The 22,000-nt window shown below is 65.9% G+C and carries 25 protein-coding genes; 13 read left to right on the top strand and 12 right to left on the bottom strand.

Translation table 11 applies throughout. The features are described from left to right. Positions 1–26: 26 nt before the first annotated feature. Positions 27–332, bottom strand: coding sequence for a DUF4873 domain-containing protein (locus R4P95_RS02295; protein WP_159920200.1), 306 nt, complete (start codon positions 330–332; stop codon positions 27–29). A 49-nt stretch (positions 333–381) separates the two neighbouring features. Beyond that, the gene (locus R4P95_RS02290) at positions 382–1,071 is read right to left on the bottom strand and encodes a TetR/AcrR family transcriptional regulator (RefSeq protein ID WP_249354681.1); all 690 of its coding nucleotides are present in this window, start codon (positions 1,069–1,071) and stop codon (positions 382–384) included. Between the two features lie 191 nt (positions 1,072–1,262). Between R4P95_RS02290 and R4P95_RS02285 the strand changes: the two genes are divergently transcribed. The 5 genes from R4P95_RS02285 (at position 1,263) to R4P95_RS02265 (ending at position 4,898) form a co-directional block, all read left to right on the top strand. Beyond that, entirely contained in the window at positions 1,263–2,534 is a 1,272-nt protein-coding gene (locus R4P95_RS02285) for a DUF445 domain-containing protein (protein WP_317743930.1), read from the top strand. Positions 2,535–2,642: 108 nt separating this feature from the next. Then, complete coding sequence (locus R4P95_RS02280; RefSeq protein WP_213573148.1) at positions 2,643–3,149, top strand: helix-turn-helix domain-containing protein; 507 nt, start codon at positions 2,643–2,645, stop codon at positions 3,147–3,149. Continuing rightward, complete coding sequence (tadA, locus tag R4P95_RS02275) at positions 3,142–3,999, top strand: major lipid droplet protein TadA (protein ID WP_213573147.1); 858 nt, start codon at positions 3,142–3,144, stop codon at positions 3,997–3,999. Before R4P95_RS02280 ends, tadA begins: the two co-directional genes overlap by 8 nt. Positions 4,000–4,072: 73 nt before the next feature. Further along, positions 4,073–4,366 carry a DUF2516 family protein gene (locus R4P95_RS02270; RefSeq protein ID WP_213573146.1) on the top strand — a complete coding sequence of 98 codons (294 nt, stop codon included), beginning with the start codon at positions 4,073–4,075 and terminating at the stop codon, positions 4,364–4,366. A 34-nt stretch (positions 4,367–4,400) separates the two neighbouring features. Continuing rightward, positions 4,401–4,898: an SRPBCC family protein gene (locus R4P95_RS02265; RefSeq protein WP_213573145.1), complete on the top strand. Its 498-nt coding sequence runs from the start codon at positions 4,401–4,403 to the stop codon at positions 4,896–4,898. 121 nt (positions 4,899–5,019) lie between these two features. Here R4P95_RS02265 and R4P95_RS02260 read toward each other — a convergent pair whose 3' ends face one another. Further along, positions 5,020–6,492 carry an FAD-dependent oxidoreductase gene (locus R4P95_RS02260; RefSeq protein ID WP_317743462.1) on the bottom strand — a complete coding sequence of 491 codons (1,473 nt, stop codon included), beginning with the start codon at positions 6,490–6,492 and terminating at the stop codon, positions 5,020–5,022. Between the two features lie 115 nt (positions 6,493–6,607). Next, positions 6,608–7,048, bottom strand: coding sequence for a VOC family protein (locus tag R4P95_RS02255; protein ID WP_213573140.1), 441 nt, complete (start codon positions 7,046–7,048; stop codon positions 6,608–6,610). Between the two features lie 234 nt (positions 7,049–7,282). Between R4P95_RS02255 and R4P95_RS02250 the strand changes: the two genes are divergently transcribed. The 3 genes from R4P95_RS02250 to R4P95_RS02240 are packed head-to-tail and all read left to right on the top strand — an operon-like array spanning position 7,283 to position 10,021. Next, a complete protein-coding gene (locus tag R4P95_RS02250) occupies positions 7,283–8,167 on the top strand; it encodes a diiron oxygenase (protein ID WP_317743929.1) in 885 nt (294 codons plus the stop codon). Beyond that, positions 8,167–8,937, top strand: coding sequence for a MerR family transcriptional regulator (locus R4P95_RS02245; protein ID WP_213573138.1), 771 nt, complete (start codon positions 8,167–8,169; stop codon positions 8,935–8,937). The genes R4P95_RS02250 and R4P95_RS02245 overlap by 1 nt, the downstream gene beginning before the upstream one ends. Before the next feature lie 52 nt (positions 8,938–8,989). After that, positions 8,990–10,021 carry an alpha/beta fold hydrolase gene (locus R4P95_RS02240; RefSeq protein WP_213573137.1) on the top strand — a complete coding sequence of 344 codons (1,032 nt, stop codon included), beginning with the start codon at positions 8,990–8,992 and terminating at the stop codon, positions 10,019–10,021. Between the two features lie 13 nt (positions 10,022–10,034). Here R4P95_RS02240 and purU read toward each other — a convergent pair whose 3' ends face one another. Together purU and R4P95_RS02230 are read right to left on the bottom strand one after the other, a co-directional pair. Next, on the bottom strand, positions 10,035–10,919 hold the full coding sequence (purU, locus tag R4P95_RS02235) for a formyltetrahydrofolate deformylase (RefSeq protein WP_213573136.1): 885 nt from the start codon (positions 10,917–10,919) through the stop codon (positions 10,035–10,037). A gap of 13 nt (positions 10,920–10,932) precedes the next feature. Then, entirely contained in the window at positions 10,933–11,766 is an 834-nt protein-coding gene (locus R4P95_RS02230; protein ID WP_213573135.1) for a class I SAM-dependent methyltransferase, read from the bottom strand. A 57-nt stretch (positions 11,767–11,823) separates the two neighbouring features. Here R4P95_RS02230 and deoC point away from each other — a divergent pair, with 57 nt between their 5' ends. Continuing rightward, positions 11,824–12,489, top strand: a complete 666-nt coding sequence (deoC, locus tag R4P95_RS02225) for a deoxyribose-phosphate aldolase (RefSeq protein WP_213573134.1) — start codon at positions 11,824–11,826, stop codon at positions 12,487–12,489. A 13-nt stretch (positions 12,490–12,502) separates the two neighbouring features. On the opposite strand, the gene R4P95_RS02220 is transcribed toward deoC, so the two are convergent. Further along, positions 12,503–13,270, bottom strand: coding sequence for a DUF2993 domain-containing protein (locus R4P95_RS02220; RefSeq protein WP_317743461.1), 768 nt, complete (start codon positions 13,268–13,270; stop codon positions 12,503–12,505). A 113-nt stretch (positions 13,271–13,383) separates the two neighbouring features. Between R4P95_RS02220 and R4P95_RS02215 the strand changes: the two genes are divergently transcribed. Beyond that, complete coding sequence (locus tag R4P95_RS02215) at positions 13,384–14,001, top strand: type IV toxin-antitoxin system AbiEi family antitoxin domain-containing protein (RefSeq protein ID WP_213573132.1); 618 nt, start codon at positions 13,384–13,386, stop codon at positions 13,999–14,001. Positions 14,002–14,083: 82 nt separating this feature from the next. Here R4P95_RS02215 and R4P95_RS02210 read toward each other — a convergent pair whose 3' ends face one another. The 3 genes from R4P95_RS02210 to R4P95_RS02200 form a co-directional block, all read right to left on the bottom strand. Further along, positions 14,084–14,908, bottom strand: coding sequence for a class I SAM-dependent methyltransferase (locus R4P95_RS02210; protein WP_213573131.1), 825 nt, complete (start codon positions 14,906–14,908; stop codon positions 14,084–14,086). A gap of 21 nt (positions 14,909–14,929) precedes the next feature. Next, complete coding sequence (locus R4P95_RS02205) at positions 14,930–15,430, bottom strand: DUF2505 domain-containing protein (protein ID WP_213573130.1); 501 nt, start codon at positions 15,428–15,430, stop codon at positions 14,930–14,932. A gap of 84 nt (positions 15,431–15,514) precedes the next feature. Beyond that, a complete protein-coding gene (locus R4P95_RS02200; RefSeq protein WP_204164888.1) occupies positions 15,515–16,012 on the bottom strand; it encodes a DUF2505 domain-containing protein in 498 nt (165 codons plus the stop codon). Positions 16,013–16,037: 25 nt separating this feature from the next. Between R4P95_RS02200 and R4P95_RS02195 the strand changes: the two genes are divergently transcribed. Both R4P95_RS02195 and R4P95_RS02190 read left to right on the top strand, forming a co-directional pair. Next, on the top strand, positions 16,038–17,129 hold the full coding sequence (locus R4P95_RS02195; RefSeq protein ID WP_249354679.1) for a UDP-N-acetylmuramate dehydrogenase: 1,092 nt from the start codon (positions 16,038–16,040) through the stop codon (positions 17,127–17,129). 34 nt (positions 17,130–17,163) lie between these two features. Then, positions 17,164–18,354, top strand: a complete 1,191-nt coding sequence (locus tag R4P95_RS02190; protein WP_317743460.1) for an Ig-like domain-containing protein — start codon at positions 17,164–17,166, stop codon at positions 18,352–18,354. Between the two features lie 228 nt (positions 18,355–18,582). Here R4P95_RS02190 and R4P95_RS02185 read toward each other — a convergent pair whose 3' ends face one another. After that, positions 18,583–19,329, bottom strand: coding sequence for an SDR family NAD(P)-dependent oxidoreductase (locus R4P95_RS02185; protein WP_109327803.1), 747 nt, complete (start codon positions 19,327–19,329; stop codon positions 18,583–18,585). Between the two features lie 23 nt (positions 19,330–19,352). Continuing rightward, positions 19,353–20,315, bottom strand: coding sequence for a TauD/TfdA family dioxygenase (locus R4P95_RS02180; RefSeq protein ID WP_317743459.1), 963 nt, complete (start codon positions 20,313–20,315; stop codon positions 19,353–19,355). 373 nt (positions 20,316–20,688) lie between these two features. Here R4P95_RS02180 and R4P95_RS02175 point away from each other — a divergent pair, with 373 nt between their 5' ends. Then, entirely contained in the window at positions 20,689–21,963 is a 1,275-nt protein-coding gene (locus tag R4P95_RS02175; RefSeq protein ID WP_213573125.1) for an ROK family transcriptional regulator, read from the top strand. The last annotated feature ends 37 nt before the right edge of the window (positions 21,964–22,000 follow it).

The following is a 22,000-nucleotide window of genomic DNA, read 5'->3' as shown; positions in this document are numbered from 1 at the left end:
GGGGCTTCGGACAGGCGAACTCGGCTTCACACTCGGCTGAAGGGTGGCGGGGTGACCCCGTCGACGAGGTGGCTGCCCCACAGATCCACACCCGTGATCCTGGCGGTGGCGGTACCTTGCGGTCCCGTGATCCGTAACTCCGTGCCGGGTGAGAGGTCGGCGTCCTCGCCCAGGGCGTCCGTCAGCGTGCGTACCCGCCCGTGCCAGACGTAGCGACCGCTGATGGGTTCGAAGTTCCCTGCGAGCTGGACCTGGACCGTCACGGCGGGTAGTGCACCCACCACGACCTCTGCCGGCCCGCGGTAACCCTCTTCTTCCTCGGAGTCGTTCATGACCCCGAGTTTACCTGTTACTTCTGGTCACACAATATTGAGTGGGCGTCTACTCGTCGGCTGTGGGAAGCAGCGGATGCGGTGCCGCGTTGAATCGCGCGGGGGAACCGTTGAAGGCAGCGATGCCGGTGATGCCTCCCCAGGTCATCATCGTCAGGTAGTTGATCAGATCCTCGACCGACATCGACCGGTTCGAGATCCACCAGTGGGTAGCCAACTGGACACCGCCGACGATGCCGTACGCCCACGGCACCGCGCCTCCGGAATCCATCTCCATCTGACGCAGTCGCTCGCCGAGCACCGTCGAGAGGACCTCGGCGATCATCCGTTCGGAATCAGCCACCGTGTCCCTGCCCGGCCCTGAACCGTTCGACATGATGTACAGATACACGTCGGGATCGGATGCCACCGTCTCCACGTAGGCGGTGATCGTGGCGCGGGTGAGTTCGAAGTCGTCGAGATCTTCGCCGATGGCCTCGTAGATCCGGGGTGCCAGCGTGGTTTCCACGTAGCGGGCCATGGTGGCATTGGTGAGATCGCTCTTGTCGGCGAAGTACCGGTACAGCACGGTCTTGGAGACGCCGATTTCCGAGGCGATCTCATCCATGCCGATGTCGCGCCCACGCAAGCGGATGGCGGCGATCGTTCCGTCGACGAGCTCCTCCCGGCGCGCGATCTTGTGCTCACGCCAGCGGCGCTTACGCCCGTCGGGCTTGGTCGCCTTCTCCAGCTTCGTCATCGACTCCGTCACCTGCTCGGCATCCTTCAGGTCGTCATTCGCCACTGAGCTTGTTCACATCCGTTTCGTATCGCAATTCTTCTCTCAGCTTAGTGCTCGTGTGTTGTCGGCTCGCACAATGCCGTCTGTGCAGCTCGCTCGTCACTCCTTTGGGAAGCGCCGCGTCATCGACCTTCGGCACAATGGCAACTGTGCATCAATCGAGTCTTTCTGCTTTCGACGACGGGGAGAAGCGGCGCGATCTCCGCAAGATGAAGACCGTGGCGACGGGTTTCCTCGTGTTCGCCACCGTGGTCTACCTCGTCTGCCGGTGGCAGGAATCGCGTGGCGCGGGGGAGTGGGTCGGCTACGTGCGAGCCGCGTCGGAAGCCGGAATGGTGGGCGCGCTCGCCGACTGGTTCGCCGTCACGGCTCTGTTCCGTCATCCCCTCGGCCTGCCCATTCCGCATACGGCGATCATCAAACGGAAGAAGGATCAGCTCGGTGCCAGCCTGAGCAGTTTCGTGGGTCAGAACTTTCTGGCGCCCGAAGTGGTGTCGGCCAAGGTCGAGGCCGCCCAGATCCCGCTACGGCTCGGCACCTGGATGGCGCAGCCGAAACATGCCGCGCGAGTCGCCGCCGAGACAGCGACCGTGCTGCGTGGACTCGTCGAGGTGCTGCGCGACGAGGACGTGCAGCAGATCATCGACAGCACCATCGTGCGCAGGCTGGCCGAGCCGGAGTGGGGGCCGCCGATCGGGCGGGTGCTCGGTGAACTACTCCGTGAGAACCGTCAGCTGCCGATCCTGGACCTGCTTGCCGAGCGCGCCCATCAGTGGGCCCTGGGAAGCCAGGAAACCATCGACCGCATCGTCACCCGCGACTCGCCGTCCTGGTCGCCCAAGTTCGTCGACCTGATGCTCGGCGAGAAGATCCACCGTGAGCTGGTCGAATTCACGTGGAAGGTGCGCTCGAACCCCGAGCACGAGGTCCGTCAGGCGGCCAACCGCTTCCTCGTCGACTTCGCCGACGACCTGCAGAACGACCCCGTCACGATGGAGAAGGCCGAAAAGATCAAGGCCGAGATCATGGGTCGCGAGGAGGTGACCGGGCTCGCCGCCGCCACCTGGAAGGTTGCCAAGCGCCTCATCATGGAGTCCGTCGACGATCCGGGTAGCACGCTGCGGACCAAGGTCGCCGAGAACGTCGTCAGGATCGGCGAACGACTGCGCGACGACGACGAGCTGAGACTCAAGGTCGACGGGTGGGTCATGGCGGGGACGCGATACGTCGTCGACAACTACACCGACGAGGTCACCGGGATCATCTCCGACACCGTCGAACGCTGGGATGCCGAGGAAGCGAGCAAGAAGATCGAACTGCAGGTGGGACGGGACCTTCAGTTCATCAGGATCAACGGCACGGTGGTCGGTTCGATCGCCGGGTTACTGATCTACACGGTCTCCTCATTGATGTTCGGCTGACCGCCCGGCACCCTGTGGCGACGGCCACGTGCCCACTGCTAGCAGAGCGCTTGCAATTGCTAGCACCCTCTCTTACACTCGGAATTGCCCAGCAATTCGGGAGGACTGATGGCCAGCGACGACCGCGAGGCAGCCGGTGCAGGAGATGTGGCCGCTCGCGTAGTCAGTAACGCCGCACACGACATCGGTGGCTTCATTCGTGCACAACGTGAAGCCGCCCAGGTCTCGATGCGACAACTGGCGCAACTCGCAGGCGTCAGTAATCCGTACCTGAGTCAGATCGAGCGCGGGTTGCGCAAGCCTTCGGCCGAAGTGCTGGCGCAGATAGCGAAGGGTCTCCGGGTGTCCTCGGAGGTCCTGTACGTCCAGGCGGGGTACCTCGAGCAACGACCCCACGGTCCTGTTCGCGACGCCCTGCTTGCGGATACGGCCATCACCGAGCGGCAGAAGCAAGTGCTGCTCGAGATCTACGAGTCCTTCTGTCGTGAGAACGACTCGGCAGAGTCCGCCGAATCCAGGATGTCCGAGGTTCGGACCCCCGAACCACATCGGTCCGGACCCGAGACGCCGGAACCCGACCCCCCCAACGTTGAACAGGAGATAGCCGATGACTGACCAGAAAACCATCGACAGCGTCAAGACCTCGCTGTACGCAGCCGTAGGTGCCGGTGACGTCGTGGTGCAGGCCGTGGCCGACGTCGTCGCCCAGGTCCGCTCGCGCGCCGAGACCACCCAGGATGATGTCGAGGAGCGCGTCGGTGGCGCCCGCGAACGCATCGCCGGTCTGCAGGAAGAGGTCACCGAGGGTGTCGAGCACCTCCGCGAGCGCCTCGCGGGCCTGCCGTCCGAGCTGCCCGAGGAGCTCGCCGAGCTCCGCGAGAAGTTCACCGCCGACGAACTGCGCAAGGTCGCCGAGGCTTACCTGAAGGTTGCGTCCGACCTCTACACCTCCCTCGCGGAGCGTGGCGAAGATGCAGTCGAGCGCATCCGCAAGCAGCCGGTCGTCGAGGAGGGTCTCGGCCGCGCCGAGTCGGCCTTCGGTGACGCCGTCGAGCTGACCGAGGAAGCTCTCGGCACCGTGGCACGCCAGACCCGCGCTGTGGGCGAGCAGGCCGCGAAGCTCGCCGGCCGCGCGTCCGTCCGGATCTCCGACACTGCCGAGGGTGTCGGCGAAGCGATTGCCGACGCCGGCGACGAGGCCGCGATTCGCGTTCTCGACCTGGGTGACCAGGCGGAAGAGGTCTCGAAGGAGGCTGCCGATCGGGTGAACGCTACGGCTGCCGACGTCCAGGCCCGCGCCGAGAAGGCAGCGCCGGCCAAGCACGCTGCCCCGGCGAAGAAGGCGACCCCGGCCCCGGCCCCGGCCCCGGCCAAGGCTGCTCCGGCCAAGGCTGCTGCAACTCCGCCCGCGCCCGCCAAGAAGACGGCTCCGGCCAAGAAGACGGCTCCGGCCAAGAAGGTCTGACCTTTTCGCGCTCTCGGCCCCCGCACTTTACGGTGCGGGGGCCGTTTGCGTCTTCAGCTCGTAGTATGAGCGTGTGATTCAAGTTGACGGCATCGTCTCGGTGATCTTGTTGGTGATTCGCATCGTCGCCCTCGGCGGCGCGGCGTTCGCCCTGTTTCACGCTGCTCGCCAGCGCAAAGACGCCTTCACGGCCGTCGACAAGCTGAGCAAACCCATCTGGCTGAGCATTCTCTCAGTGGCCTTCCTTGTGCTGCTGCTGTTCCCCGCCGTGCAGCTGTTCGGCATCGTCGCGGTGGTGGCAGTCTGCGTCTATCTCGTGGATGTCCGGCCGCGAGTGGACGACGTTCAACGCGGACCCCGCTGGTAGTTTGGCAACGGCTCGCCTGCGTTAGGCTCGCGTGATGGCCACGCTCACCACAGTCGAGCAGTCGCGGGCTATCCCGATCACATGCGCGCAAGCATTCGACGGGACCCTGTCGATCCCGCTGGATGCGATCTTCTCCCGCCGCTACGCCCTGCTGCCGCCCATCAAGCAGGTTCGCGGACAGGACGGAATGTGGGGCCGGGTCGGACAGTCCCGCACAGTGGTCACCACGGACGGCGGAACGATGCGCGAGTTGCTGACAAATGTCGATGCCCCACGCTCGTTCAGTTACCGGCTCAGCGACGTCACCGGCCCACTGCGGCCGCTGGTTGACAGCATCGACGGAACCTGGGAGTTCGTCCCATGCGGGACCGGGACCAGAATCACCTGGCGATGGGTCCTGCACCCGAGGGGCCCTGGGACACTCGTCATGCCGCTGATCGCCTCGATGTGGCGTGGCTACGCACGACAGGCACTGGAGGTGCTGTCCGAGCAACTGCTCATGCCGGAGCCCACCGAGCACACGCCGGACTGACACTTCGTTCTGTCATCACCGGCGGGCAGTGTGCGCCTGAACTTCAGCCGGCCCCGGCCGGACGCAACGTCGGTTGCAGAGGTTCGATCGGTGAATTCGCGTGTGGAACTGATGGTTACGACTATCTCAGTGGGCCGCAGCGAACATCGAATCGCTCACGCACAGTGTCCAGGGTGCGGCGGAGGTGATCGCGTCCGCGGCGGTGGGTGAACAGGAACCGCGTTGTTCCGATCATGCGGCGTGGCCGCGGGTACCAGCGATCGAGATCGAGTCCGCAATCGAGGAACACCTTGTTCGGCACGCTGTCGACGATGAGACTGAGGTTGTGCATGGTGAGCGATCCGAGCGTATAGGGAAATGCCGCCTTCGACTTCTTCCGTAGATCCGGCGCGTCGAGTTCATACAGCGGGAGGTCCTGGATCCTGTCCAAGAACAGTAGGTGGGTCAGGAAGTATCCCACATACGACGTCAGATGTAATGTGGCAGAACGCGGTTGAATCGACAGGACCGCACCGCTGTCGGAAACGTATGGCTCGTAGGGGTTCTCGCCGCGCAGCATGTATCCGGTGCAGTTCACTATCCAGCTGCCCGGTTGAATTGTCTTCGCTGAGCCGCTGCGGAATATCAAGTCGGTGTCGCCGTTGCGGTCGACGGCATCAACGACGTGATCCATGATCACCTCGCTGAGGCCGGCGGCAATCGTCTTGTTCTCCGCCTCGGACAGCAAACCCAGCAGGTAGTTGTCTGCGGTGGGGGTCAGCCAGGTGCCGTAGGTAGTGCGGAACCAGGTCGCGACATCGGTCTCGTTGGTCCCGTCGAAGCGCCGACCCAGTTCCGTGAAGATGCGAGTTACGGGCGTGCCGCCCCACCATCGTCGGCCGCCGGTAGGGAACAACCGGTCGCGGTTCGAAAAGAATGTGCCCGAGCCTGCCACTAGGTTCACTTCCCGACCGGGGTATTCCGTGACCAGCGTGTGAGCGGTGTCCATCGCGGTTTTTCCGCCGCCCACGACCCACACGGGGGCGTTGCTCGCCCGCATGTCGTCCCCTCGCATGTCGCAGAAATCGGGTGATACCGACAGGACGCGCGCGCTGGAGATCTCGAGCGGGTCGTTGGGCACGACTCCAAAACCGCTGGCTTTGATCAGTCGCTTCGCCTCGACGACCATGACGTGGCCGTCCGACGATGTGCAGGTGACGCGCACCATCCCACCTGACTCGTCATGCGACTCGAGCGTCCAGCCGAAGTACTCGTCCACGTGCACTCGTTGCTTGACAACGTCGAGGCAGTGTTCGAAGTGCGTGAGCACCTCGTCCTTTGTTGCCAGGTAGGAGCGATCCCGGCCGAGCGACCACTTGATGTTGCCGGCGGTGAACAGGCCATGCGGCTGGTGCAGTCGCACATACGCATAGGTGTCGACCCACATGCCGCCGGGACGATCGCGGCGGTCGACCAGGATGATCTTCTGCGAGCGAGACAAGTATCGACTGGCGACGAACAGGGCATTGACTCCGGCGATGCCCGCACCGACGATGCAGACGTCGCAGCGCTCTACCCGCACGGACGTCTCAGCCGACGCAGCACTGTATGTCACCGCAACCTCCTGGGGACTCTTCAATGCTAGCGACACCGGGCTGTGGTGATGTCGGGCTCCGCCTCATCTTGTGACGGCCCGGCCCGGGGATCGGAGATACGTTGGGTACGGCGCGTCAGCCGAGCTGCTCGAACAGGGACACGATGATCCCTTCGGGCCCACGCACGTAGGCCATCCGCACGCTGTTCTCGTACTCGCCGATGCCACCGATGAGCCCGTACCCGTCCGCAGCCACCGCGTCGACGGCCGCCTGGAGGTCGCCGACCTCGAACGACACGTTGCGCAGCCCGAGCTCGTTGGCCATCGCTTCGGGCGATCCGGGCACGTGATCGGGCGTGACGAAGGTCGCGAGTTCCAGCCGGGACCCGCCGCCGGGTGGCCGCAGCATCACGATCTCACAGCGCGCGCCGGGGATGCCGCAGACTGTCTCCACGAACTCACCCTCCACGGATCCGGTGCCCTCTACCTCGAGACCCAGTCCGACGAAGAACGCCGTTACCGAGTCGAGGTCCGCGACGGTGATGCCGACGTGGTCGAAGCGTTGTACGTGTGCCATGGGATCCATCCTCCAGTGTTGTCTCGCCGATTCGACCGTCTTGCCGATTCCACGCTGGGACGGAGCCGGGTCTGGATTTTCGACATCATGCGTGTCCGCAGGCAATTCCCGCCCGACGATGACAATGGGCATTGTGACAATGCTATTGTGGGTGAAGAAGGAGACCGAGGAGTGGTGATGTCCGTCGAGAGTGCACGGGACTTCCTCCGTGATGCCCCTGCGACGTCCCGGAAAATGAAAGTAAGTGACCGTCAGGACACGGCTGAGCGGCTACTCGCCTCCGCGGCACGCAAGTCCTACGACCCGCTGATCGAGGTCGACTGGGATGCGCCCATCCCCACGGACCGGTACGGCATGACCCCCGAGTGGTGCAGCCTCTACGGCACCGAACTCTGGGACACCATGACGGAGGAACAACGCGTCACCCTCACCAAGCACGAGGCGGCGAGCATCGCCGGTACCGGAATCTGGTTCGAGCTGATCCTCATGCAGATGCTCGTGCGGGACATCTACTTCCACGACCCGGCCACCCCGCACGTCCAGTTCGCGCTCACCGAGATTGCCGACGAGTGCCGTCACTCCACGATGTTCGCGAGGTCGGCGCAGCGCTTCGGGATTCCGTCGTACCGGCCCAAGTGGTGGATCCGTCAGGCTGCTCGCGCCTTCAAGGCGACCGCCACCGGATCCCTGGCGTACGGCGGGACGTTGTTCGCCGAGGAGATCCTCGACATGATGCAGCGCGACTTCATGCGGGACGAGCGAGTTCAGCCGGTGACACGCACGGTCAGCAGAATTCACGTCCTCGAGGAGTCGCGGCACATCAAGTACGCACGCGAGGAAACAATCCGGCGAATCCGATCGGCGTCCTGGTTCGCGAGGGCCCGGGTGCGTTTGGCGCTCGGCGTCATCGCATATTTCATCGTCACCAGTCTGGTGAACCCGCAGGTCTACGCGGCGGCGGGTCTCGACGTGGACGCGGCGAAGAGGGCAGCCAGATCGAATCGCCACTATCACGACAAGATCCGCGAGGGCTGCGCCAAGACCGTCGAATTCCTCGACGAGGTGGGACTCATCGGTGGTCCGTCGAGGCTTCTGCTCGAACGGGCGCACATCGTCTGATGAAGGAATATCGGATCGACGACCTCGCACGCGAGGCGCGGGTGAGCGTGCGCAACGTGCGCGTCTACCAGGACCGCGGACTTCTCCCGCCACCGCGGAAACAGGGGCGGACCGGGTGGTACAACGAGTCGCATCTGGCCCGGCTACACCTCATCGGCCGGATGCTCGACCGCGGATACACTTTCGCCACCATCAGCGAGTTGCTCACGGCCGCCCAATACGGACTGCACGTCACCGATGTGCTCGAGACCGACGATCCCGGCAGCCGGTGGAGGAAACGCAAGCGCGCCGCGCGACTCACCGTGGCGGAACTCCGGCGGATGTTCGGTGCGCAGACCACCGACGAGAATATTGCGCGGGGAACCGAGCTCGGCGTGCTCGTCCCCTCCGGTGACGACTACGCGGTGAACAGTCCTCGACTCGTGGAGGCGGCCCAGGTTCTCGTCGACGCGGGTATCTCACTCGAGGACGTGCTCGAACAGACCGCAGCCGTGCGCAAAGACCTGTCCGACGTCGCAGCTCGATTCGTCGCGGTCGTCGCCGATCGGTACCTCGCACCCGAGGGCGAGCAACTCGAGCTCGACGAGGCGAAGATCTCGGACATCGTGCGGCTCGTCGAGCAGATGCGGCCACTCGCACACGACGCCGTCCAGACACTGTTCACGCAGGCGATGGAAGAGCAGATTTCCCGCGCCCTCGAGAAAGCCGCACAGCAACTCGGAGATCCGCCGAGTTCCGCGCGGACGGCCGACAACGGCCGCGCAAGTTGACAACTCACGGACGTCGCCGCACGGCGGTGTCACCCAGATGACAGGGGTAAGAATGACCAGCAGTTCGCGCACCACCGCCCTGCGGGCACTCGCCGGCGTCGCGGGAGTGGGCGCTGCCTTCGCCGCAGCAGCGGCGATTCGGCACAAGCGCTCCACCCGTGGTCTGACGCTGACGACCGAGGTTGCACCGAACGACCTGCTGCGTACCCCGAGCCTGCGACCCGACGTCAACGAGATCGTCACCGACGACGGCGCCACCCTGTACGTGCGCGCCTATGGTCCGGTGGACGGCGACCCCATCGTGTTCAGCCACGGCTGGGCCTGCTCGACCGAGTACTGGTACCCGCAGGTGAACGCCCTCTCAGGCGAATACCGCGTGATCACCTACGACCAGCGCGGGCACGGTCGGAGCACCGTCGGCTCCCTCGCTCTCGGCCCCGACGTCCTCGCCGACGACCTGTCCGAGGTACTGAGGGCGACTGTCCGCGAGGACAAGAAGGCCGTCCTGGTCGGCCACAGCATGGGCGGCATGAGCATCATGGCCTGGGCCGGCCGTCATCCCGACGAGGTACAGAAGTATGCGTCCGCGGTCCTGCTCGCCAGCACCGCCTGCGACCGGCTCATCGCCGAGACCACGGTGATTCCCCTCCCGAATCGCTTCCCGCGAGTGCCGGTCCCGGTCGGCCGTGCGGTGCTGAGCGCCCCGATGCCGCTGGTGTCTTCACCGGTGATGACCCGGGCGATCCAGTACGTGGCGATGTCGCCGAACGCCAGTCCCGCCGAGGTCAGCTTCTGCGAGAACATCGTGCGCGAGTGCCAGCCCCGCATTCGCGGGGGCTGGGGTGCCGCGCTGAGCGGGCTCGACATCCACGAAGCTCTCGACCACCTCACTGTGCCGACCACCGTGCTCGTCGGGTCCATGGACCGGCTCACACCACCGGTCCACGCACGCAAGCTCGCTCGCGTGCTGGACGAAGCGGGACATCTCGACCGGCTCATCGTGCTCCCCGGTGTCGGGCACATGAGTTCCGTCGAGAACATCGACGAGTTCGACAAGGAGATCGTCCGGCTGCGCAACCTGTAGCCGCAGCGGTTTTTCAGCTGAAGACCACGGTCTTCCGGCCGTGCACGAGGACGCGGTCCTCGAGGTGCCAGCGCAGGCCGCGGGACAGCACGAGCTTTTCGATGTCGCGGCCCTGCCGCACCATGTCCGCGACCTCGTCGGCGTGATCGACGCGAATCACGTCCTGTTCGATGATGGGGCCTGCGTCCAGCTCTGCCGTCACGTAGTGGCAGGTGGCGCCGATCAGTTTCACTCCCCGTGCGAAGGCCTGGTGATACGGGCGGGCGCCGACGAACGACGGCAAGAAGCTGTGGTGGATGTTGAGGGCGCGTCCCGCCCAGTGCTCACACAGTTCCGAGGGCAGCACCTGCATGAACCGGGCGAGGACGACAGCGTGCGGATCGTGCGCGTCGACGAGTTCCCGGACCTGCTCGAAGGCCGGACCACGTTCGGCCGGATCCTTGGGGAAGGGCACATGGTGGAAGTCGATGCCGTGGCGTCGGGTGACGCTCTCGAGGTCGCGGTGATTGCCGATCACCGCGCAAATGTCTGCCGGCAGCTCGCCGCCCGCCGCCCGACCCAACAGGTCGTGCAGACAGTGCGCTTCCTTGCTCACGAGCAGCACCACACGCTTGCGTTCACCCGTGTCGGACACCGTCCATTCCGTGTCCGGGCCCAGCTCGGCCGCGACGGCAGCGAATCGTTCGCGCAGCTCGTCGATCGACATGTGCACCGACGACGCCCGCACGGCCTGCCGGGTGAAGAACCAGCCGGTGTCGGCGTCGGCGTGATACGCGGCCTCGACGATCCACCCGCCCACCTCGGCGAGAAACGTCGAGATCCGGGCGACGATGCCGGTGCGGTCGGGGCAGCCGAGGGACAGAACGTACCGGTGATCGTCGGAAGAAGCAGTGCTCATGGGCAACAGTCTTTCAGGTGGCCCGCCGGCCGGTCACGACTGCGGTACCCACCAGAGTTCCGGCGTCGACGTCATGGATCGCCCGCTCGGTCAGGAGCTGCAGGAAGTCCCGGCGAATCACTTCGACGGTGTTGTCGTCGAAGGGCGAGAGGGCTCCGCGCAGTGCCCCACCCAGCACGAGATCCCAGGCGAACTCCGGTGTCGCGGGGATCAGATTGGACAACTCACGGACCTCCGTGGACTCCGCACCGAGGTCGGCCAGCCACTGACGGAGACCGTCCGGGGTGTCGATGCGATCGAGAACGTCGAACCGAGACGCGCTCTGCTCCGGTGCCGGTTCCTGCTGCCGGGCGACTGCGGCCAGGAACGCGTCGGCGAATTCGCGCAGCGCTCCGCGTCGCCACACGGTGATCCCCACCTTCCCACCGGGTCTGACCAAACCGGCGAGCCGGGTGAAGGCCGCATCCATGTGTGGCAGGAAGAAGACGCCGTACGAGCATGCGAGCGCGTCGTAACCGGCCGAAGGCACCGTGCTCGGCGGCTCCCAGGTGGTGGCGTCCGCACACACGAACTCGATGTTCTTCAAGCCGCGTTCCGCGCTCTTCACCCGGCCCTGTTCGAGCAGTTCGTCTGCGAGGTCGACGGCATGGACCAGCCCGGTGGGCCCTACGGCGGTAGCGGCGGGGATGGCCGAAGCTCCTGCACCACAACACACGTCGAGTACGGCATCGCCGGGGTGCAGTCCGAGCTGGAAGACGAGGGACTGCCCGGCCGGGGACCACACTGCCGTGGTGAGTCGATCGAACTCCTGGCAGGCCTCGTCGAAGATCGCTCCGGGATTGGTCATACCGCGATGCTAGGCCGTGGACGCGGGTCCCCGGCGGCGTTGTGCGAAGCTCGGAGCATGCCGGACGTTGCACTGACCCGTTCCCAGGTGGCCGCCCTCGTCGACCACACACTTCTCAAACCCGAAGCGACCACCGCCGACGTCGACGCGCTCATCACCGAGGCCCGCTCGCTCGGCGTTCTCGCGATCTGCGTGTCACCGTCGATGCTGCCCGTCCGGGCCGCGGGTCTGGTCACGGCGGCAGTGGTCGGGTTCCCGTCGGGAAAACACCACTCACTCGTCAAGGGTGCCGAAGCCCGGCTCGCGGTCGATCAGGGCGCGCAGGAAATCGACATGGTGATCGACATCGGCGCCGCGGTGGCGGGTGATTTCAACGCCGTCCTCGCCGACGTGCTCACCGTGCGCGAGGCCATCGGCGACGGCCCGGTGCTGAAGGTGATCCTCGAAACAGCGGCCCTCACCGACCATGCCATCGTGGAGTCGTGCCGCGCCGCCGAACGCGCAGGTGCCAACTTCGTCAAGACCTCCACCGGATTTCATCCTGCGGGCGGAGCGTCGGTCGACGCCGTACGGCTGATGGCCCAGACCGTCGGAGGACGGATCGGCGTGAAGGCGAGCGGGGGCATCCGCACCGCCCAGGCAGCGATCGACATGATCGACGCAGGAGCGACGCGACTAGGCCTGTCGGGAACCCGCGCCGTCCTCGACGGGCTGCCCGACTGACCCGTCCGCTCGATCAGACGAGGAGCCCGCAGCTGCTCTGCTGCTGTTCCTGCTGCTGCTGGGTACCGGCTGCCGGCATCGTGTATGCGCCACCCTCGAGGGTGATGTCGATGGCGTCGTCGGTGACCTCCAGCGAGGTCGGCTGCATTCCGAGCGGGTAGGTCTGCAGGCTCGAGGTGAGGGTCTGCACGATTCCGTCGACCAGGTCGGTGGGAAGGCCGAACCCGAGAATCTCGGCGTTCACCGTCTTCACCTGAACGGTTCCGCCGCCGGCCTCGGGCCGGACGGTCAGCTCGGCGAGTCCGGCAGGACCGACCGAGAAGGTCAGGGTCCCGGCGTCCGCATCCGCCTTGACGGCGCTGACGAGGGAGCCGAACGCCTGCTGCTGCAGCGTCGCCAGGATTCCCTCGGTCGACCAGTGAATGTGGGCGTCCGAGCTGCCGATGGTGCCGCTGCTCTCGGGGGTGTCCTCGATGCGGATGTCGTTGATCTGGGCGTTGACCTGCATTCCCACTGCGGGACCGAACTTCGTGTCGTCACTGTCGATGGTGATGTAGGGAACGTTCTTGTCCAGCGATTGCAGCAACACGGGTTTCCAGCTCAGGCCCACGTCCACCTTGGACCCGAGTTGGCTCTCGAACTGATCTGCCATGCAGCTCTTCACGCTGTGGCGGACATAGAGTTCACCGCCGACCAGCACGGCGACGAGCGCGGCGATGACGATCAGCGAGATGACGAGCACACGGTTACTTCGGGATGCGGAGTTCGTTCGGGCTGCCATTGCACGGATTCTTCCCGACAACTCTGAACAATTTCTGTGAATACCGCCGCGGGGCGCACGCAAAGTTCGCGAGAAAGTGTGATTCACGACACAAGAGACCGTAATGTGAGGGAATGTCCGGATGGTTGGCTCCACGTCCCGGCGGCCCCGGGCGTGACGGTGTCGGCGAAGAACTGACACGTCTCGCTACGGCGCAAGCCGGATATTTCACCACGGCGCAAGTGCTGCGCCTCGGCTTCACGGCCGATGAGATCGGTGAACACGTCAGCGCAGGGTCTTGGGACAAGATCGAGCGAGACCTGTTCCGACTGAACGGCAGTCCCCACTCCGACCTCGACGAGTTCGCGAAGTGGTGCACGTGGTTCGGTGCCGCCGCGGCCGTCTCGCACCAGAGCGCGGCCGAACTGCACGGTCTCGGGCACTTGTACCCGCGGTTCATCCACCTCTCCACCGTGCTGTCGCCACCCTCGCCCACGCAGCAACTGGCGCTGCACCGCCGTTCGCTTCGCGCGGAGGACTGCGAGCAGGTGGGACCGCTGCGGATCACCACACCGACGTGTACCGCGCTCGACCTCGCCGCCAGCGGCATCTCACAGGAACTGCTCGACGAGGTGGTCTCCGACGGGGTCGCGATCGGTCGCCTGGATGTGCGGACCCTGCACGGCGAGTGTGGGTTGCTGCCCGCGCAGGTAGCTCAGCGCGTCGAGCATGCGCTGGCCACCTGCACCTGACGAAGGCCCCGCCGAACAATCCCGACGCGCAACGTCTTTCGGTGAGGAACGGGACGGGACGGCTCTGTGGGGCAGTAGGGGATTACCTCGGCGACTGCGCCGGCGCCACCAGGTCCCACGGAACGGTGAGCACGTTGTCGCGAATACGCCTGCGCTGCGCTTGCACCGGGACACCCTGCGCACGCAGCAGTTGCAGGGACGCTCGCCACCGCACCCGGGGACCGAACGAGCCGTGCGGTGCGGCGATGGCCCAGGCCCGGTCGACGGCGGCGAGCAGCGCGTGGATCGGTTCGCCGGGAACGTTGCGGTGGATCAGCGCCTTCGGCAGGCGTTCGGCGATGTCCGATGGAGTCTCGACGTCGAAAGGATCCCAGGCCAGCGTCAGCGACAGGGGGCCGGTGGCGTCGAGTAACACCCAGGCGCAGCGTCGGCCGAGTTCGTCACACGTGCCCTCGAGAATCAGCCCGCCCGGCGCAAGGCCGGCCTGCATGAGTGCCCAGGCCGGCCCGACCGACTCCTCCGGATACTGCCGCAGCACATTGAATGCGCGGACGAAGACCGGCCGCAGGCCGGACAATTCGAAACCGCCCCGCGCGAAACTCACTCCGTTGCCGCCCTCGACCACCCGTTCGGGATCGATCTCGAGACCCACCACCCGTCGATCCCGCCGCACCGAGAGGAGTCGGTCGGCGAGTTCGAAGGTGGTGTGCGGGCGATTGCCGTAACCGAGGTCGACGACGAGTGGGTCGGCGCTGTCCCCGAGCGTGCGGCGCACCAACGCGTCGTTCACGAGCCAGCGATCGCTGCGCCGCAGACGGTTGATGCCGGTAGTGCCCCGAGTGATGACACCCCGGGGGGTGAGGCCGGCCTGGGCACCACGGGGCCGCCTCAGCGTCGCTGAAGTCATGGGAGCTGTGTGCTGTGGAAGCTACTGCTGCGACAACCAGTTTTCGGTGATCTCGGCCTCGGCGCGGAAGAGGTCGATGAGGTTGACGAGCATCAGCTGCTCGAGCTTCCCGCCGATGAACGGCAGGTACACCTTCGCCTCGGACGACGTGCGGAACGTGCATCCGGTGTCGGTGGCGAACAGTTTCATGGTGCCCGTCAGGCTGCCGGGTCCGGCGGGGATCGATGCCTCGTACGTTCCGGTGGTCGGGTCACCGAACGGGGTGTACGACTCCTTACGGGTGATGACCATGTCTTTCTTCATCACGGTCTGCGCGATCTCCGGGAGTTCGGAGCGCGGCAGGATGTGGTGAAGGACGATGTCGATTCCGTCGTCGCTGACCTCGAAGTGCTCGATGTGGTTCTCGGAGTACTTCCGCATCTCCTCGATGCGCGCGTCCCAGTAGTCGCGGTTGGTGAACGCGCCGTACACCTCTTTCGGGGTGTGCTTGTAACGGGCTGAGTAGTCGATGCGGCGAGCCATGATCGTCAAGGTTACCGGACTGTGACCGAACACAATCGACGCCCGCCCCAGGTCGGGGACCGTCGAGACGCCGCTCGGCGGGCGTCAGGCGCCGAGCCACCGCTGCGTGAACTCCTGCTCCTTGTCGATCAGGCGCAGCACCTCGTCTCCGATGGCGCCTTCGATCTTGCCGCCGATCAACGGGATTTTGACCTCGGCCTTGCCGGTGACCTGGACTTTCGTGCCGGAGCCCTCGCTGGTGAGGGTTTGCGATCCCGAGATCTCAGCGGGTGCGCCGGTGACCCGAGCAGTGAAGGTGCCGGACGCGCGACCGCCGTCGAGCGCGTTCCAGGTTTCGGTGCGCGCGATCACGAGGTCCCCCGATCGGACCTTCGCGACGATGCTCGGCAGATGCTCGGCGGGAATCGACTGCGACATGGACACCGAGATGGTCCCGGGCCCGGTCGTGACCTCGTCGAGCGTGGCTCCCGGCCCGCCGACCTCGGCGATCCGGTCGCGCCAGTACTGCTCGGTGGTCAGGCCGGCGTGGACCTGTTCGACGGGGAAGGAGTAGGTCGAGGAATGCTCGATGCGGCGGCTCACGGTCCGCAGGCTACCGTTTGCGGATGTGTGGGATGTGAGCATTGTCAGTCAACTCGTCGATTCCGGCGCCTTCGTGTCCGAGAATCTCGACTTCTCGGAAATGACCACCCTGCGGGTGGGCGGGCCGGCGCGCATCGTGGCCGAGTGCCCGACCACCGAGGTGCTGGTCGATGTGATCCGCCTGCTCGACGCGAGTGGCATACCGACGCTGATCCTCGCGGGCGGTTCCAATCTGGTGGTCGGTGACGACGGTTTCGACGGCGTGGTGGTCCGTGTGTCGAACACCACCGTGGAATTCGACGAGGGATTCGTCACTGCCGAGGCCGGTGCCGAGTGGGATCAGGTCGTGGCGCAGACCGTCGCCGCCGAACTCGGCGGGCTCGAATGTCTGTCCGGGATCCCCGGCTCGACGGGTGCCACTCCGGTGCAGAACGTCGGGGCGTACGGCGTCGAGATCGGCACCATGTTGCGGCGCGTGCGGCTCCTCGACCGCCGCACCGGCGAGGTCCGATGGGTGCAGCCCGACGCACTGGGACTCGGGTACCGCACGAGCGTCCTGAAACACACCGACGCCGCTCTCGTGCTCGCGGTGGAACTGACAGTGCACCGGGACGGTTTGAGCGAGCCGTTGCGCTACCGGGAACTGTTCTCTGCCCTGGACGCGGAGGAAGGGGACCGGCGACCGTCGGTCGAGGTCCGCGACGCCGTCCTCGACCTGCGCAGAAGCAAAGGCATGGTGCTCGACCCCGACGATTACGACACCTGGAGTGCGGGGTCATTCTTCACCAATCCCGTCGTGCCCGACAGCGAACTGGCCGCCGTTCTCGCTGCCGTCGAAGCTCGACTCGGTGACGTCTCGGTGCCGCAGTATCCGGCCGCCACGGGCACCAAGCTCTCCGCCGGATGGCTGATCGAGCGGGCCGGGTTCTCGAAGGGGTATCCCGCCGAAGGCGCTGCAGCCCGCTTGTCCACCAAGCACACCCTGGCACTCACCAATCGCGGCGCGGCGAAGACCGAGGATCTCCTGGCCCTTGCGCGGGACGTGCGGGACGGTGTCCAGTCGGCGTTCGGTGTCCGCCTCGAACCGGAACCCGTCACGGTAGGCTGCGCGGTCTGAAAGGTCGGTCCGTAGCGCAGGTAACGTGTCAGTCGTGCATGAACTGGGTTCTCGGACAAGCCCGAAGCGGGTCGCGTATGTCGCGGCGGCGCTGATCGCTCTCGTCGCCTTGCTCGCCGGTTGCACGGTGGGCCCGCAATCCGGGACGCCCGTCGCCCCTCCCGAACCGGTGGTTCAGGTCACCCAGAATCCGGAGTCGGGTTCGCAGGACGTGAACCCGGTGTCGCCGGTCTCGGCCACCGCCACCGCCACCGAGGGCACTTTCACCGATATCGCTCTCGTCAATGCGGAGGGTCGTGCCGTACAGGGCGTCCTGTCGCCCGACCGAACCACGTTCACTGTCGGTGAGGCTCTCGGCTACGGAGCCACCTACACGTGGCAGGGCACTGCCGTCGGTACCGACGGCAAGACGGTCACTGTCGACGGCGGCTTCACCACCGTGCAACCCGAGCAGACGATCTCGGCCAACCTGAACATCGGTGACGGTCGAGAGGTCGGTATCGCCGCCCCCATCATCGTGCAGTTTCACGACACCGTCGAAGACAAGGCTGCGGTGGAGAAGGCGATGACGGTGACGACGACGCCGCCCACTCCGGGGTCGTGGGCCTGGCTGCCGGACGACAACGGGTCGCGTGCGCACTGGCGACCGCAGAACTACTGGGCACCGGGCACCACCGTGAATCTGGACGCCAGGCTGTACGGGCTCGACTTCGGTGACGGAGCCTACGGAGCAGAGGACCTGTCGCTCGACTTCACCATCGGCCGCAGTCAGACCGTGATTGCCAACGCGCCCAGCCACCGTATGCAGGTGGTGCGGGACGGCCAGACCATCATGGACATCCCGGTCAGCTACGGCGAGGGCAACGAACCGCGCAACGTCACGCGAAGCGGCATCCACATGGTGACGGAGAAGCACGAGGACTTCCTCATGTCCAACCCGCCGTTCTACGAGAACGTCCGCGAGCGGTGGGCGGTGCGCATCTCGAACAACGGCGAATTCATCCACGCGAATCCCGAGACCCTCGGAGTGCAGGGGTCGTCGAACGTCACCAACGGCTGCATCAATCTGTCGCTGGGCGACGCCCAACAGTATTTCGGCACGGCCATGTACGGCGATCCTGTGGAGGTCACCGGCACCTCCATCGAATTGTCGGCAGCCGACGGCGACATCTACGACTGGGCCGTCGATTGGCCGACCTGGCAGTCGATGTCCGCGCTCGCGTAGGGGAACCGAACCGACTCCCGCTGCGTCTACCTGAACGAGTCTCGATTTTCGGGACAGTTCGAACGGTAGGGGGCTGCGGTGGCGGGATGGATGCTGTTGGGATCGGTGGCGTTGATCGTTGCCGCGGTGTGGACCGTGGTCCTACTGCTCGAATATCAGGATCGCCGCGCCGACGGACGGGACCGGTGACGAGCCGCAGTGAGGCTTGTCGGTCACTGACGTCTCAGGTCACGTCGTGCGGTGGAAACGTCCCGAGGAGGCCTGATCTCGGGGCTTGACGACGATCTGATCGATGTTGACGTGCGAGGGGCGCGACGCCACGAACCCGATGATGTCGGCGACGTCGGCGGCCACCAGCGGAGTGATCCCCTCGTACACCTTGTCGGCGCGCTCCTTGTCGCCCTCGAACCGCACCAGCGAGAACTCCGTCTCCACGGCGCCCGGCGCAACCTCGGTGAGGCGAACGGGCTTGCCCAGCAACTCTCCACGCAGCGTCCGATGCAGCACGGCCTGTGCGTGTTTGGCGGAGGTGTAGCCCGCGCCGTTGTCGTAGGCCTCGAGCGCCGCCACCGACGTGATGGTGACGATCAGTCCGTTGCCCGAGTCGACGAGTTTGGGCAGGAGCGCCCTGGTCACCCGCAGGGTTCCCAGGACGTTCGTCTCCCACATCCAGCGCCAGTCGTCGAGGTCGGCGTCGAGGACCGGCGCCAGCCCCTTGGCCCCACCCGCGTTGTTCACCAGCACATCCACCCGGGGCAGGACTGCCGTGAAGGCGTCCACCGAGTCGTCGTCGGTGACGTCGAGCTCGAGCGCCGTACCCCCGATGTCTCCGGCGATCTTTTCCAGTCGATCCACCCGCCTCGCTCCGATGACCACATGAAAACCCTGGTCAGCCAGTGTGCGGGCGGTGGCTTCGCCGATTCCGGAGCTCGCTCCGGTGACAACGGCGACGCGGGTGTCGGGTGAGATGATCATGCGGCCATGGTAGGGCTCGAGCCTTACCCGCGAACGGGCGCGGGCTCGTCGATGACCGAGTAGCTGCTCGCGTCGCCTGCGATGCTGCGACTGCGTTCGCCGTGGATGTCGACGGGCACGTCCCCGGCCAGGGTGATGCGATTGAGCCGGCGGTACTGATCCCCGTAATCGGCGATGGCGTAGTGCTGCGTTGCGCGGTTGTCCCAGATGGCGACATCGCCCGGCTGCCAGTTCCACCGGGTCGTGTACTCGAGGGAAATGGCGTGATCCTGCAGAATCCGGAACAGCGCCTGCGATTGCGCAGAGCTCAGGCCGACGAGATTCTTCACGAAATGGCCGAGCAGCAGGGTGCGTTCGCCGGTCTCCGGGTGCACCCGCACCACCGGGTGCACCGTCTCGAAGTAGGTGGACTGGAACTCGGCGCGGTACTCCTGCGTCTTCTCGTTCTGCGCCCGCTCCGCGCTCGTCGCGGCGTAGTCGTAGACGTTGGTGTGGGTGGCCCACAGCTTCTCGGCGAGAATCTTGAGAGGCTCCGGAAGCGCGTTGTAAGCCGCGACCCCGGACGCCCAGGTGGTGGAGCCGCCGTAGGTCGGAAGTTGCACGGCACGCAGAATCGACGCCTTCGGGATGCGGTCGACGAAGGTCACGTCCGTGTGCCAGCTGTTGGCCTTGCCGTAGTCGGAGTCGATGGGCAGCACGGTGGTTCCCCGGGAGGTGACGGTGGGGTGCGCGGTGGTGGGGGAGCCGAGCAGCTGCGCGAACTCGTACTGGGAATCGTCCGTCAGGTGCTGCTGTCCGCGGAAGAAGATCACTTTGTGGGTGAGCAGCGCCCGATGGATCAGCGACACCGTGGCGGGGTCGAGGTCGCCGCCGAGCCGAACACCGTCGATCCGGGCTCCGATGTGTTCGCCCAGTTGTACGACGCCGGCGGCACCCGGAACGGCAGGGGAGTCGGCAACCTGATCGGGCGCGAAATCGATAGACATGATGGGCCTTTCGGGTATCGGAAGCGATGTGCAGTCCTGCAACCGAACCATCGGCGCGCCACCGCCGGAAGGTTTGGCGTCACTCTGATCGCAAGAGTCGCGGGGACCGCCGAATCGGCAGAGATTGGTGAAAGCGACCGAAGGTGCTATTTTTCTTGGCATGTCCTCAGGCCAGCCGACCGCTCCGCGGGTCACCTATGTGACTTCCGCGCTGGGATCGCGGCTGCCGTTGGCGCGGGAACTGTGTTGTCGCTGTTTCAGCGTCTCCAGCTGACCCGCGCAGTCTTCTCCTGATCAGCCGTCCGCGTCCCCGCAGGGACGACGCCGTGTTCGGACGAAGGTGCGCACCGCCTCCGTACGCAAGGACTACTCCGTGTCTACCCCCACTCTTTCCAGTTCGAATCTGAGCGCCTCAACGCGGTTCCAGCGTCCCCTGTCTCGTCCGCGCCTGACCATCGTTCCTCCCGACCTGCGGATCAGCGACGGTCCCGCCGCCGGTGTCCTGCGCGTGGCCCGTGCTCGCGGCCCCCTGTCGCGGGATGTGGCTGCCAAGGCGACCGGCCTCAGTATTGCGACCGTCAATCGTCAGGTGTCGGCGCTTCTCGATCTCGGGTTGCTCCGCGAGCGCGGCGATCTCACGCCCTCCGGTGCGATCGGTCGTCCCCGCGTCCCGTTCGAGGTGAACCACGAGCCGTACCTCACCGTGGGAATCCACATCGGCGCCGTGGTGACCAGCATCCTCGCGAGCGATTTGCGCGGAAAGGTGCTCGGGGCTGTGGAAGTTCCGACGCCGCGCGGTCCGTCCGCCGAGGCCCTGACCGGTATCGCCCGCAGCGCACGGGCTTTCGCATCCCGCTGGCACCGGCGCCGTCCGCTGTGGGCGGGCGTCGCCCTCGGTGGACGCGTCGATGCACAGACGGGTGTGGTCGATCATCCCCGGTTGGGGTGGAAGTCGGCGCAGGTCGGAGCCATCATCGCCGCCGGGCTCGGATTGCCGGTGTCCGTCGCCGCCCACGTCGAAGCGATGGCCGCGTCGGAACTGTTACTGAGCCCGGACAGTGAGGATTTCGTGGCGCAGGGTGAAACGGGGCTGTACTTCTACGCGCGCGAAACCGCGGGAATTGCCATCACCATCGACGGCCGGGTGCACACGCCGTCGAGTGGGCCGGGTTCCATCGCACACCTCCCCACCGGTTCCTCGGCGCAGTGCTCCTGCGGCTCGCGAGGATGCCTCGAAGCGACGATCAGCGATCGTGCAATTCTCGGCGCCGCAGTGTCGGCGGGCATCCTGCCGGAGTCGGCACGGCTGCCGTCGATGAGTGCGCTGTACAAGGTGGCGGCGGCCGGATCGGTTGCTGCGCAGGATCTTCTGGTCGACCGCGCTCAGGTGCTGGGTAGGACGGTGGCCATGCTGCGGGACCTGTTCAATCCGGATCGGGTGATCCTCGGTGGTCAGGCCTTTACCGAGTATCCCGCCGGGATTCCGCACGTGGCCGAGGCGTTCGCTCGAGCGTCGTCTTTGGAGCGCAAGGACATTCGCATCACGGGCTTCGGAAACCGGGTGCAGGAGTATGCGTCGACGGTGGTGTCATTGAGCGCTCTGTACTCGGACCCGGTCGGTGCGATGCGGCGTGTGTCTCTCCAGTAGGTGCGGATGGATTGGTCAGCCGCGCGCGTACAGGCCG

The sequence above is a fragment of the Rhodococcus sp. IEGM 27 genome (assembly GCF_033142305.1).
Taxonomy (GTDB): domain Bacteria; phylum Actinomycetota; class Actinomycetes; order Mycobacteriales; family Mycobacteriaceae; genus Rhodococcus_F; species Rhodococcus_F oxybenzonivorans.
Note: the sequence above shows the minus strand (reverse complement) of the source record. Positions and strands in the feature narration are given on the sequence as shown.